This window comes from Halomonas sp. OfavH-34-E, from assembly GCF_024124525.1.
GTDB classification, from domain to species: domain Bacteria; phylum Pseudomonadota; class Gammaproteobacteria; order Pseudomonadales; family Halomonadaceae; genus Halomonas; species Halomonas litopenaei.
The window spans coordinates 11,969-24,936 of sequence record NZ_JAMXRY010000032.1 but is presented as its reverse complement, the minus strand read 5'-3'; the positions used below and the strand labels follow the sequence as shown (position 1 = coordinate 24,936).

The window sequence follows — 12,968 nt, the reverse complement described above, 5'->3', positions numbered from 1 at the left end:
GGGTCAGCCTCGAGGATGATGGTCGGCGTGCAGGGCTTCCAGTCGCGCCTGCGCCACATGGGTGTAGATCTGGGTCGTCGACAGGTCCGAGTGCCCCAGCAGCATCTGTACGACACGCAGATTGGCCCCATGATTCAACAGATGGGTGGCAAAGGCGTGCCTCAGGGTGTGTGGCGACAGCGGACGATCGATGCCTGCCACACTGGCGTAGTGCTTGATTCGGTGCCAGAAGGTCTGGCGGGTCATGGCGCCGTCGCCCCGCCCGGGGAACAGCGCCGGACGCTGGATATCGCTCATCAGCTCGCTACGCCCCTGGCGCAGGTAGCGCTCCAGCCAGTGGCCGGCTTCCTCGCCCAGCGGCACGAGACGGTCCTTCTGCCCCTTGCCGCGCACCCGCACCACGCCCTGGCGCAGATTGATCGCATCGGTGGTCAGACCGACCAGTTCGCTGACGCGAAGCCCTGCGCCATACAGCACCTCGAGCATGGCGCGATCGCGCAGTCCCAGAGCGGTGGACAGGTCCGGCGCATTCAGCAGGCGCTCGACCTCGTCCTCGTCCAGGGTGTCCGGCAACGATGGCCGCACCCGCGGCAGGCGCACCCGGGCCAGCGGATCCGCTTCGATCATCCCTTCGGCCAGGGCCCAGCGGTAGAAGCGCCTGAGGCTCGACAGCAGCCGGGCATTGCTGGTGAGCTTGTAGCCCTGCTCGCGACGCGAGTCCAGCCAGTCCGGCAAGGTCCGCTCACCCGGCGTGAGCAACGCGCACGACTGACCAGAAAGCCAGTTGGCCCAGGCCTCCAGATCGTGGCGATAGGCGCTCAGGGTATGGTCGCTGACGCCCTGCTCGAGCCATAGCTGGTCGAGGAAGCGGTCGATTGTCTGACGATCGCCGGCGCTCAAGCAACACCTCCTGGGCTGTGGGGCTGGCCATCGAGGGCACTGGTGAAGCACGAGAAGGCCCCCAATGCACCGACACCCCGCCCCACGAAGGTGGTGACGGGGTGTCGGGCAAGGGAGGCAGGGCCTCCCTCGGACTGGCTGACAGCGCTGGCTGTTTTAAGCCAGCTTTTCCTTGATACGAGCAGACTTGCCGCTACGCTCACGGAGGTAGTACAGCTTGGCCTGGCGCACGTCACCGCGACGCTTGACGCTGATGGAGTCGACCAGCGGGCTGTAGGTCTGGAAGGTACGCTCGACGCCGACGCCGTGGGAGATCTTGCGCACGGTGAAAGCGGAGTTCAGACCGCGGTTACGCTTGCCGATGACCACGCCTTCGAAGGCCTGGAGACGCTCGCGGTTGCCTTCCTTGACCTTGACCTGAACGACGATGGTGTCGCCCGGTGCAAAGTCCGGCACCTGCTTGCTCATCTGCTCGGCTTCGAGCGCCTGGATCACCTTGTTCTTGCTGCTCATTTGACTCACTCCTGAAATCGTTGTGATCCATCGATCGGTCGTGGGTGCCGATGGATCGTGATCCCGGCCCTCGAAGCTCGAGCGCGCGGGTCGTTGATGACGCAGGTCCGTCAGCGGCGACTGGCCGCCTCGTCGGAATCCCGACGTTCGTCCTGCACCTCCGCCTTGTCGGCGTGTTCGTCGATGAACTCGTTCAACAGCCGCTTCTGCTCCTTCGACAGCTGCCTGCCCTCGAGCAGGTCGGGCCGCCGTTGCCAGGTACGCCCCAGGGACTGTTTCATCCGCCACTGACGGATCTGTCCGTGGTGACCGCTGAGCAGCACGTCCGGCACCTTGCGACCGTCGATTTCCTCCGGGCGCGTATAGTGCGGACAGTCCAGCAGACCGTCGTTGAAGGAGTCCTCGACCGCGGAATCCTGATGCCCCAGTACACCGGGCACCAGCCTTGCCGCCGTATCGATCAGCACCATGGCGGGCAGCTCTCCCCCGCTCAGGACATAGTCGCCGATCGACCACTCCTCATCGATGTCCGCTTCGACCACGCGTTCATCGATGCCTTCGTAACGCCCCGCCACCACCACCAGGGGCGGTCCGGACGCCAGTTCCCGCGCGCCCTGTTGATCCAGTCTGCGCCCCTGGGGCGACAGGTAGATCACCTTGGGACGCTCGCCGGTGGCCGCCTGGGCTCGGCTGCGGGCGTCGTGGATGGCACTTCTCAGGGTGTCGACCTTCATCAGCATGCCGGGACCACCGCCATAGGGGCGATCATCCACGGTGCGATGGCGGTCGGTGGCGTAGTCCCGGGGGTTCCAGAACTCCAGCGTCACCTGGCCCTTGTCGACGGCCCTGCCGGTCACGCCGTGACGAGTAATCGCCTCGAACATTTCCGGAAACAGTGACACCACCCCTATCCACACGTTATCGATCTCCTGTCGACGCGGTTTTCGAACGCACTGCGCTCAAAACTCCGGGTCCCAGTCGACCAGCATCTCTCCTGCCTCGAGATCGACGCGCTTGACCACGTCATCGGGCAGGTAGGGAAGCAGACGTTCGCGATCGTCCGGGGCGTCGCCGCCCTTCACGACCATGACGTCGTTGGCACCGGTCTCGAACAGGTAGGCCAGGCGTCCCAGAGACACCCCTTCCAGCGTGACGACCCTGAGGCCTTCCAGCTGGTGCCAGTAGTACTCTTCACTGTCGAGTTCGGGCAGGTCTTGCTTGGCCAGCAGGATGTCCGCTCCGGCCAGACTCTCGGCACGGTCACGGTCATCGACACCGTCCAGTTGGGCGACCAGGCCCTGTCCCTGCTTGCGCCCCTGCTTGAGGCGATGGCGCGAAATCTGTCCGTCGTGACGGACCACCCATTCGGCATAGTCGAGAATGCCTTCCATGGGTGAGGTGTAGGAATACACCTTCAGCCAGCCCTTGATGCCGTAAGGACTGGTCAGCTTGCCCAGCACGACGTAATCGTCGCTGTGGCGATCGTCTTGCGCTTGGCGCTGCGCGCTAGGGCGTTGTGGCGATGCCATCTGGGTCAAACCTCTTTCACACCGGGACATTCACAGGCAAGGCTTGCGCCTCAGGCCTGCTTGCGAGCTTCCTTGACCAGCTCGGCGACGCGGTCAGACAGCTGCGCGCCGTGGGACTGCCAGTGGGCGATGCGGTCGAGGTCGATGCGCAGACGCTCTTCCTGGCCACGGGCCACCGGGTTGAAGAAGCCCAGACGCTCGATGAAGCGGCCGTCGCGGGCGTTGCGGGAATCGGTCACGGCGAGGTGGTAGAAGGGACGCTTCTTGGCGCCACCACGTGCCAGACGAATGGTAACCATACGTTGACTGTCCTTCGGTTGGGATTTCAGATAACGGCGACGGCCAGGCCAGCCACCGGTGTTTCGCTCACGACGAGGGCCGCGCCAGGCGCGGTCCTCGAGTGAAGAGGCAGTATTCTACGGAAAACCACCCCCCAAGGGAACCTTTTTTGCCGCTCATCCCTTGACGAGCGGCGCACCAGCGGTGCCAGGGCCGAGAGTGGCGGGCCCAGCGTATTGCATCTTCATCACGCTTGGGCGCTTGGCATTAAAAACAGCATCAGCGAAAAAACTGATTCAGCGCCAGGGCATGCCGCCGGGGCCACCCATGCCACCCATGCCTCCGGGGCCGCCAGGGCCACCTCCGCCCATCATGCCGGACATGCCCCTCATCATTTTCTGCATGCCGCCTTTCTTACCGGCCTTCTTCATCATCTTCTGCATCTGCTTGTGCTGCTTGAGCAGACGATTGAGGTCCGGCACCTGCAGGCCGGCACCGGCGGCGATACGGCGCTTGCGCGAGCCGTTGATGATGTCCGGATTACGGCGTTCCTTCGGCGTCATCGAGTTGATCAGCGCCTCGAGCTTGCCAAGCTCCTTTTCGGGCCCAGGCCCCTGGGCCATCTCGGCCATCTGCCCCATGCCCGGCAGCTTGCCCATCAGGCCGCTCATGCCGCCCATCTTCTTGAGCTGCTGGAGCTGTTCGCGGAAGTCCTCGAGATCGAAGCCCTGGCCTTTCTTGACCTTCTTGGCGAGCTGTTCGGCCTTGCCCTTGTCGACGGTACGCTCGGCTTCCTCGATCAGCGACAGCACGTCGCCCATGCCGAGGATGCGCGAGGCCACACGATCCGGATGGAAGGGCTCGAGGGCATCGACCTTCTCGCCGACACCCATGAACTTGATCGGACGACCGGTGACGTGACGCACCGACAGGGCGGCACCGCCACGGGCATCACCGTCGGCCTTGGTCAGCACTACCCCGGTCAGCGGCAGGGCATCGGCGAAGGCGCGGGCAGTGTTGGCCGCATCCTGGCCGGTCATGGAGTCGACCACAAACAGCGTTTCGGAGGGCTCGATGGCCTGATGCAGCCCCTGGATCTCCTGCATCATCGCTTCGTCGATGGCCAGGCGACCCGCGGTATCGACCAACACTACGTCATGGAACTGGATCTTGGCGTGTTTCAGCGCCGCCGTGGCGATGTCCACCGGGGCCTGATCCGAGCGCGACGGGAAGAAGTCGACCTCGACCTCCTTGGCCAGGGTCTCGAGCTGGTCGATGGCGGCGGGGCGGTAGACGTCGGTGGAAACCACCAGCACCTTCTTCTTTTCGCGCTCGCGCAGATACTTGCCCAGCTTGGCCACCGAGGTGGTCTTGCCCGCACCCTGCAGGCCGGCCATCAGCACCACGGAGGGCGTGCCCTTGAGCGACAGCCCTTCGTTGGCCTCGCCCATGGTGACTTCCAGCTCCTGCTGGACAATCTTGATGAACTGCTGGCCCGGCGACAGGCTGCGGGAGACCTCCTGGCCCACGGCACGTTCGCGCACTCGCTCGATGAACGCCTTGACCACCGGCAGGGCAACGTCCGCCTCGAGCAGCGCCTTGCGCACCTCGCGCAGGGTGTCCTTGATGTTGTCGTCGGTCAGGCGTGCCTGACCCTTGATCGACTTCAGCGTCTGGGACAGACGCTCGCTCAGGTTCTGAAACATGGGCCTCTCCAAATGCGATGGCCTCAAGGCGCCCTTGTCGAGACGCCCCTTGAGACGGCCGCCGGTGCGCGGCCTTGACGATGGCGCAAATTATACGCCTTGTGGCGCGGACTCTCCATGCAGTTGCCGGCAAGACAGCCGAAGAAGGCCGCCCGCTGGCTGTCAGCCGAGGCGCTATCCGGTATAGTCGGTGTCGAGGGGAAGGCATTCCCCGGACCCAGGATCCCTATCTTCAAAGGCGCCGGCAAGGCGCACGGACAGCACAGCATGCAGGCGTTACCTCTGGCTCTACTGGCCTTTGTCTTCTATCTGGCGGCTGCCTCCTGGCAAGGGCTGACCCTGATTCGCCGGGTACCTCCGCGCGACCTACTGGTGCGCGGCTTCGGCACCCTGGCGGCGGCTCTCCACCTGGTCGTCGCCGGCGGCCTGCTTGCCCTCGAGGGCTCGATGCTGCCAGGACTGTCCACCAGCGCAGTGCTGGTCACCGCCCTGGCGGTGGTGGTGCTGCTGGGCGCCAGCCTGTTCAAGCCGGTGCTCAATATCGCCGCCGTGCTGTTCCCCTTTGCAGGCGTGGTGCTGCTGCTCGGTACCGAACTACCGACCCCTACCAGCGCAAACGGCATGACCCCCGGCATCGCCTTCCACGCCGTCAGCTCCGCCCTGGCCTTCGCGGTGCTGGCCATCGCCTCGCTGCAGGCGATACTGGTAGGCGTCCAGAACAAGGCCCTCAAGCATCACCGGATACGCGGCGTGGTACAGGCACTGCCGCCGCTGACCACCATGGAGCGGGTGCTGTTCGAGATGATCTGGGTGGGCATGGCCCTGCTTACGCTGGCCATCGCCAGCGGGTTCGTGTTCCTCGATAACATGTTCGCCCAACACCTGGTCCACAAGACGGTGCTGTCGCTGCTGGCCTGGCTGGTGTTCGCGGTACTGCTGCTGTGCCACTACCGCCTTGGGTGGCGAGGTATGCGGGCGGTGCGCTGGACCCTGGGAGGCTATATCGCACTGCTTTTGGCCTACTTTGGTAGCAAGTTTGTCCTTGAGGTGCTGTTAGCGCACAGCTAGACAGGAGGTCTCCTTGACACTCCCGGCCCGACCCCCTACAACTCGACCCCTACCCGCGACCAAGGATTTCACGTCTTGAACGACGACTTTCCGGTGGGCCTGCTGTTCGGCCTGCTCTTTCTGCTGATTGCCCTATCGGGCTTCTTCTCCAGTTCCGAGACCGGCATGATGTCGATCAACCGCTATCGGTTGAGCCACCAGGCCAACAGCGGACAGCGCAACGCCAAGCGCGTGATGCGCTTGCTCGCGCGTCCCGACCGGCTGATCGGCGTCATCCTGATCGGCAACAACTTCGTCAACAACCTGGCGGCCTCCATCGCCACCATCATCGCCATCCACTTCTTTGGCGATGTCAGCGGCCCCGCCATCTCCACGGCGATCCTGACCATCGTGGTGCTGATCTTCGCCGAGGTTACCCCCAAGACCTTCGCGGCGGTGAAGCCGGAGCGCATCGCCTACCCGGCCTCGATGATTCTGGAGCCGCTGCTCAAGCTGCTGTATCCGCTGGTGTGGGTGGTCAACGTGATCTCCAACGGCCTGCTCAGACTGCTTGGCGTCAAGAATATCGACGGCAATGGTGACAATCTCACCCGCGACGAGCTGCGCACCGTGGTCCACGAGGCCGGCACCCTGATCCCCCATCGCCACCAGGCCATGCTGCTGTCGATTCTGGATCTCGAGAATGTCACCGTGAACGACATCATGGTGCCGCGCCATGAGGTGGTCGGCATCGATCTCGACGACAGTCTCGAGGATATCCTGACCCAGATCCGCACCAGCCAGCACACCCGGCTGCCGGTATTCAAGGGCGACATCAACAGCATCATCGGCATGCTGCACCTGCGCAATGCCGCCCGCTTCCTGTCCAGAGGCGAGGTGACCAAGGCGGCCATCGTGCAGGAAGCGCGGGAGCCCTACTTCATTCCCGAATCGACGCCGCTGCACACCCAGCTGTTGAACTTTCAGAAGCAGAAGCGCCGGATTGGTATCGTGGTGGACGAGTACGGCGACGTGGAGGGTCTGGTGACCCTGGAGGACATCCTCGAGGAGATCGTCGGTGAATTCACCACCGACGTGGCCGGCCAGGAACAGGACATGCTGCCCCAGAGCGATGGCAGCCACGTGATCGACGGCACCGCCAATATCCGTGATATCAACAAGTCGCTGGGCTGGCACTTGCCCACCGACGGCCCCAAGACGCTGAACGGGGTGATACTGGAACACCTCGAGTCCTTCCCCGACGGCCCGGCCTGTCTGCAGATCGGCAACATCCGCATGGAAATCCTCGAGATGCGCGACAACCTGATCACCTCAGTCAGCTGCTGGCCTGGCACTCGCCGCGTCCTGGCAGAATCCGACGCGGGCGACTGACCACCGCAAGGACCAGAGGCACGTCAGTCGCGACGCGACATGCAGGGAAGAAACCGGCGGGCAAGGCACCAGCAGGCAGAGTACTTGCCAGCAAAGTACTGACAAGCAGTACTGACAAGCAAAGCACTGACAAGCAAGGTATTTACGAGAAAGGGACGGCCGAGGCCGTCCCTTTCTGCGTTATCCCTTCCCTAACCCGACCTTCCCTCTGTCGGAGCCTGCGTACCCCGGCGGCGGTTGCCTCAGGGCTTACCGGTCTCGACCCAGCGATCGGCTTCGGCCTTGAGCTCGCGCACCCGGGCCTCCAGCGACTGACGGGTGGCTTGCCCCGGCGGCACCGGCTCGTCGAAGTAGAGCGCCACCCGGGCGCGGCAGCGCCTGGGGAAATGGGCCAGAGCCTTGCCGTGGCAATTGGAGGTCCACGAGCCCCACAGGCCTGACAGCGCGGCGGGAATCACCGGCACCGGGTCCCTCGACAGAATCAGATCGAGGCCCCGGCGGAAGGTCTTGACATCACCATCCGACGTCAGCCGCCCTTCCGGGAACAGCATCACCACGTCGCCGTTTCTCAAGGCGCGGCTGACTTCTTCCAGGGCGCGACGCACATTGCCCGGGTCACGACGATCCGACTCCACGGGTATCGCCCCGACCATGCGGAACAGCCAGTTGAGGCGCTTCGACTCGTAGATCGGGCGATCCATCAAGAAGCGCAGCGGCCTGGGGCTGCCGCCGCCCATCACCAGCGCATCCATGAAGCTGACATGATTGCACACCACCAGCGCCGGCCCGCGCGGGGGCACGAAGCGACGCCCCTGGAAGCGAAGTCGGTACAACACATGGATAAAGGCAAACACGAAACGTCGGATATACACCGCCGGGGCGCGATAGAAGCGCCAGGCAGCGATGCAGGCAAGCAGGCCGACGAGGCCCCAGACGAGTACGTCGATCACGGCGTGTCGTTCACCTGTCTATCGCCCCTCTGGTCACGGCCTATCTGCTTGAGTCCGGCGAGGGTGGTCGACAGCAGTTGATCGAGCAGCTCCTCGACCTCAAAGGCGCCGCCCTGGGAATAGCCAAGACGATCATTGAGCCCCAGCTGCACCAGGCCATGAACGCTGCCCCACAGGGTTCGCGCCAGGCGCTGCGCCTCGAGCGATTCGAGATCCGGTTGATACTCGGTCAGGGTCCCCTCGACCCGGGCAAACAGTGCGCCGATCATATCGGTCTGGCGCTGATCGAGCTCGCCTTCCTGGGCCAGCGGATAGTCGAACATCAGCTGCCAGCGATGGGCGTCTTCGCGGGCGAACTTCCAGTACCCCTGGGCCAGGGCACGCAGCCGGGCCTCGGGCTCGGTGGTGTCCACCAGCAGGGGCTCCATCACCGTGCGCAGCCGACCAAGGCTTTCCAGGTTGACGTGCTGAAGCAGGTTGTTGAAGCTGCCGTAGAGTTTCAGCAGGGTGCTCGGCGCACAGCCCACCTCCCGGGCCAACGAGCGCAGCGACAGGGCATGCACCGGCTGCTCAGCCAGCCAGGCATCGCAGGCGGCCATCACCTGGGCGTGAAGCTCCTCGGGGGCATGCTGTCTTGGACGCGCCATCGCTCTTCTCTCTCGCGGCCGGACATCGGCGGCTTCAGGTTCAGCGGTATCGTTCAGCATACATTAATCGAACACTGTTTTCGACCGCTCATTACGCCCCCTTCGCCGTGACAACGGGCTCAAGGCTTTCCTGACACCGGGAGCTTGGGTACGCTGGCCCTCCAGATCGCAGGAGCCCCCATGACCGGCCGCCTCTATATTCCCGCCCGCGCCATCGAGACCGCCCTCGACGACCTCGATGCTCCGGCCCAGGCCATCAGCGGCGTCAACATGGCCCCGCGCCGTCCACTGTCGATCATCCGCCTGGAAGCTGGACGCCCTACCCTGGGGATCGGTTTCTGGGGCCTGACACCGCCCTGGTTGCAGGTACTCGATCACGCCCCCCACTGCGCCCGCGCCGAAAGCCTCGACTCGCGCCCGATGTTCCGTGACGCCTTCCGCGCGCGGCGCTGCCTGGTGCCGGTAGCCGGCGCCTACGCCTGGCAGCCGCGTCCGAACTACAAGCAGCCCTTCCTGATCACCAGAGCAGACCGCGGGCCGATGCTGCTGGCCGGACTATGGTGTAGGTTTCACACCACCCTTACCGACTATAACGACTCCTTCGCCTTGATCACGGTACCTAGCCCTGGCTTTCTGGCCCCCCTGACCGACCGTCTGCCGGCGGTCATAGCCCCCGGTCAAGCCAGGGCCTGGCTGGACCCGCAGAGTGATCCCGAGGACCTCAAGTCACTGTTGAGCCCCCCTCCCGGGGAACTGTTGGGCGCTTTTCCGGTATCAAGACGAGTGAACAATCCTCAAGAGCAAGACCCATCCTGTGCCCACCCCATCGGCAAGGTGTGGCGCCAGACTTCCAAGGAGACGTGATGGCTTCGACCCTCACACGACGCGGCGCCAGCGCCCTCGTCGCCACCCTGATCGGCCTGTGGCTACCGCTGGCTCAGGCTTCCGCGGCCCCGGCCGCTACCAGCGAGCAACCGCCCACGGCTCAGGCCGACGCCGACGTGGCCACCGCCACGACGCCGATCGTCAGCCCCCACGATGATCGCGACTATCGCGTACTGACCCTGGACAACGGCCTCGACGTCCTGCTGGTCAGCGATCCCGAGGCCGACAAGGCGGCGGCTTCACTCAATGTGTCGGTGGGCAGCGCCCAGGATCCCGATGACCTGCAGGGGCTCGCCCACCTGCTCGAACATATGCTGTTTCTGGGCACCGAGGCCTACCCCGAGCCCGACGCCTACCAGGGCTACATCAGCCGCCACGGCGGGCGCCACAACGCCTTCACCGCCTCGCTGGACACCAACTACTTCTTCGATGTGGAACCCGAGGCCTTCGAAGGCGCTCTGGATCGCTTCAGTCGGTTCTTCATCGACCCGCTGTTCAACGCCGACCGCCTGGGCAGCGAGCGCAACGTGGTGCACTCCGAATATCAGGCGCGCCTGCGCGATGACGCACGCCGCGAGAACGAGGTCCTCGACGCCCTGCTCAATCCTGCCAACCCCACCGTGGGTTTCTCAGTGGGCAGCAAGGAGACCCTGGCCGAGCGGCCCGAAGGGGAGCCCAGCCTGCGCGAGCGGGTCATGAACTTCTACGAGAACCACTACGGCGCCAACGTCATGCATCTGGCGGTGGTGGCGCCGATGCCGTTGGATCAACTGCAGACACTGGTGGTCGAACGTTTCGCCGAGGTGCCCGATCGCGGCCTCGAGGCACCCGTCATCGACACCCCACTGGTGGATCGCTCACGCCTGCCGCTGGCCGCCGAGGCCCAGTCGCTGCGCGACGCTCGCCGCGTCAGCTTTCTGTTCCCGGTTCCCGACCCCGTGCTCAGCTATCGCCACAAGCCGGCCAGCTACATCGCCAACCTGATCGGTCATGAGGGGCCCGGCAGCCTGTTGAGCCGCCTGCGCGAGGCCGGCTGGGCCGACGGCCTGTCCGCCGGCGTCACCCGAGGTGACGGCCGCCATGCACTGCTGGCCGTGGATGTCAGCCTGACCCCTGAGGGTCGCGAGCATCTCGATCGCATCCAGGCCAGTCTGTTTGCCACCATCGAGCAGATTCGCCAACAGGGCATCAGCGAGGAACGCTACGACGAGCAGGCCAGCCTGTCCGAGCAGGCGTTCCAGTTCCAGCAGCACGGTAACGCCCTGGACGAGGCCATGCGCCTGTCCATGAGCCTGACCCACTACCCGCTCGAGGACGTCAACCGCGCCGGCTACCGCATGGACGGGCTCGACGCAGAGGAAGTGCGTCGCTGGCTCGATGCGCTGCGCCCCGACAACATGATCCGCCTATACACCGGCCCCGAGGTCGAAGGCGACCAACGTAGCCGCTACTACGACACCGCCTGGCAGGAGACGCCATTGGCCGACACCGCAGCCGACCCCCTGGCGGGGCTGGCGCTGCCCGAGCCCAATCCCTTTATCGCCGAGGACCTGGCGCTGCTTGAGGCCCACGACGAGCGCCCCTCACTGCTGATCGACACCCCCGAGGCCGACGCCTGGTACAAGGCCGATGCCGAGTACGATACGCCCAAGGCCTCCTGGCGCTTCAGCCTGCAGCACCCTGGCGCCAGCCAGTCCCCGCGCCAGGCCGTGCTGACACAACTGCTGGCCGGCTGGCTCAACGACAGCCTCAACGAGAAGCTCTACGCCGCACGTCTGGCGGGACAGAAGTATGAAGCCTATGCCCACTCGCGTGGCATGACGCTGTCCTTCACCGGCTGGCGTGACCGCCAGGACAGGGTGATACGGGAGGTGATCGACCAGCTCAAGCAGGGTGAGATCCTCGACGCAAGCGTTGCCCGAGTACGCTACGGCCTGGAAAAGCAATGGGGCAATGCACCACGCAATCCGCTCTATCACCAGGGTCAACGCACCCTGTCCGAGGCGCTGATTCGGCCCCAGTGGTCCCCCCAGGTACTGCTGGAGGCGCTGTCCGACCTCGAGCCCCAGGACCTGCGCGACTTCCGCGAGCGCTTCCTCGACGAGCTGCACCTGCAGGCGCTGGTGGTCGGCAACCTGGAAGAGTCGCTGGCACGCGACGAGGCCGAGCAGGCCATCGCGGCGCTTGAGCCCAGCCTTGGCGCGGACGCCATCACCGACCTGCAGGTACTCAAGGCAGTGGATCTGCCGAGCCTGACGCCGGACTCCAGCCGAGACGAGTCGCTGCTGATTCGCTACCTGCAGGGGCCGGACCAGGGTATCGCCACCCAGGCCCGCATCGCGGTGCTCGGCAAGCTGCTCGAGACTCCCTTCTACCAGCAGTTGCGTACCGAACAGCAGCTCGGGTACATCGTCAGCGCAGGCTACTCACCGCTGCTGCACGCTCCGGGCATCAGCCTGCTGGTGCAGTCTCCCTCCACCCAGAGCGACGAGCTCAAGGCCAGGGTCAGCGACTTCCTCGACCGTGTGCCCGAGCGTCTGGACAGCCTGGATGACGACACCCTGGCCACCTATCGCCAGGCGGTCCACGACGAGATTACCCAGCGTGATTCAGGCCTCGAGGAGCGCACCACCCGCCTGTGGCAGGCGCTGTCCTACGGCGACACCGACTTCGATAGGCGTGAGCGGCTGGCCGCCGCGGTGCTCGAGGTCGACGCCGCCAGCCTGAAGGACAGCTGGCAGCGTCTGGGTGGCGCCGCAGTGGTGGACGTGACCTTCGATCCGGGCGCCGCACCCAGCGACGTCATGGCGTTGAAAGGCGACCTGGAAGCCCTGCCCGGTGACGAGGAAGAAGCGCTGTCACCGACGCCGGCGGACACCAGCGCCCAGGCGGCCAAACCCTGACAGGGCTCTGCCAAAAGGCCCTGGCCCACCCCATCGCCCCCTGCTTGGGGGCGATCCCGCCAGGCTGGCGACGCCGCCGCCGACAGCAGTGACGACAAGGCCCGACCGGCATCGCCGGTCGGGCCTTGTCGTTTCACCCGCTTCATCACACCTGATACATGGCACCTGATTCATGGCGCCATATTGATGATGCCCGACACGGCCAGCGCGACGCCGT

The 12,968-nt window shown here is 65.0% G+C and carries 12 protein-coding genes; 4 read left to right on the top strand and 8 right to left on the bottom strand.

The window, feature by feature from the left end; all coding sequences use genetic code 11:
• Positions 1-3: 3 nt before the first annotated feature.
• From xerD to ffh, 6 genes are all read right to left on the bottom strand, one after another.
• Complete coding sequence (gene xerD, locus NH448_RS14530; protein ID WP_253028922.1) at positions 4-900, bottom strand: site-specific tyrosine recombinase XerD; 897 nt, start codon at positions 898-900, stop codon at positions 4-6.
• A 156-nt stretch (positions 901-1,056) separates the two neighbouring features.
• Positions 1,057-1,413 carry a 50S ribosomal protein L19 gene (rplS, locus tag NH448_RS14525; protein WP_045991330.1) on the bottom strand — a complete coding sequence of 119 codons (357 nt, stop codon included), beginning with the start codon at positions 1,411-1,413 and terminating at the stop codon, positions 1,057-1,059.
• 110 nt (positions 1,414-1,523) lie between these two features.
• The gene (gene trmD / locus NH448_RS14520; protein ID WP_108131204.1) at positions 1,524-2,330 is read right to left on the bottom strand and encodes a tRNA (guanosine(37)-N1)-methyltransferase TrmD; all 807 of its coding nucleotides are present in this window, start codon (positions 2,328-2,330) and stop codon (positions 1,524-1,526) included.
• Between the two features lie 42 nt (positions 2,331-2,372).
• The gene (gene rimM, locus NH448_RS14515; protein WP_045991332.1) at positions 2,373-2,942 is read right to left on the bottom strand and encodes a ribosome maturation factor RimM; all 570 of its coding nucleotides are present in this window, start codon (positions 2,940-2,942) and stop codon (positions 2,373-2,375) included.
• Positions 2,943-2,992: 50 nt separating this feature from the next.
• Positions 2,993-3,241, bottom strand: coding sequence for a 30S ribosomal protein S16 (gene rpsP / locus NH448_RS14510; RefSeq protein WP_045991333.1), 249 nt, complete (start codon positions 3,239-3,241; stop codon positions 2,993-2,995).
• A 276-nt stretch (positions 3,242-3,517) separates the two neighbouring features.
• Positions 3,518-4,927, bottom strand: a complete 1,410-nt coding sequence (gene ffh / locus NH448_RS14505) for a signal recognition particle protein (protein WP_045991334.1) — start codon at positions 4,925-4,927, stop codon at positions 3,518-3,520.
• 267 nt (positions 4,928-5,194) lie between these two features.
• Between ffh and ccsA the strand changes: the two genes are divergently transcribed.
• Both ccsA and NH448_RS14495 read left to right on the top strand, forming a co-directional pair.
• On the top strand, positions 5,195-5,995 hold the full coding sequence (gene ccsA / locus NH448_RS14500; protein WP_045991335.1) for a cytochrome c biogenesis protein CcsA: 801 nt from the start codon (positions 5,195-5,197) through the stop codon (positions 5,993-5,995).
• A 75-nt stretch (positions 5,996-6,070) separates the two neighbouring features.
• Complete coding sequence (locus NH448_RS14495; protein WP_045991336.1) at positions 6,071-7,366, top strand: HlyC/CorC family transporter; 1,296 nt, start codon at positions 6,071-6,073, stop codon at positions 7,364-7,366.
• Positions 7,367-7,608: 242 nt separating this feature from the next.
• Here NH448_RS14495 and NH448_RS14490 read toward each other — a convergent pair whose 3' ends face one another.
• Both NH448_RS14490 and NH448_RS14485 read right to left on the bottom strand, forming a co-directional pair.
• Positions 7,609-8,316 carry a 1-acyl-sn-glycerol-3-phosphate acyltransferase gene (locus NH448_RS14490; RefSeq protein ID WP_308812411.1) on the bottom strand — a complete coding sequence of 236 codons (708 nt, stop codon included), beginning with the start codon at positions 8,314-8,316 and terminating at the stop codon, positions 7,609-7,611.
• Positions 8,313-8,963 carry a TetR-like C-terminal domain-containing protein gene (locus NH448_RS14485; RefSeq protein WP_108131203.1) on the bottom strand — a complete coding sequence of 217 codons (651 nt, stop codon included), beginning with the start codon at positions 8,961-8,963 and terminating at the stop codon, positions 8,313-8,315. Before NH448_RS14485 ends, NH448_RS14490 begins: the two co-directional genes overlap by 4 nt.
• A 180-nt stretch (positions 8,964-9,143) precedes the next feature.
• On the opposite strand from NH448_RS14485, the gene NH448_RS14480 reads away from it, so the two are divergent.
• Positions 9,144-9,827, top strand: a complete 684-nt coding sequence (locus NH448_RS14480) for an SOS response-associated peptidase (RefSeq protein ID WP_124804952.1) — start codon at positions 9,144-9,146, stop codon at positions 9,825-9,827.
• The gene (locus tag NH448_RS14475) at positions 9,827-12,751 is read left to right on the top strand and encodes an insulinase family protein (protein WP_124804953.1); all 2,925 of its coding nucleotides are present in this window, start codon (positions 9,827-9,829) and stop codon (positions 12,749-12,751) included. Before NH448_RS14480 ends, NH448_RS14475 begins: the two co-directional genes overlap by 1 nt.
• The last annotated feature ends 217 nt before the right edge of the window (positions 12,752-12,968 follow it).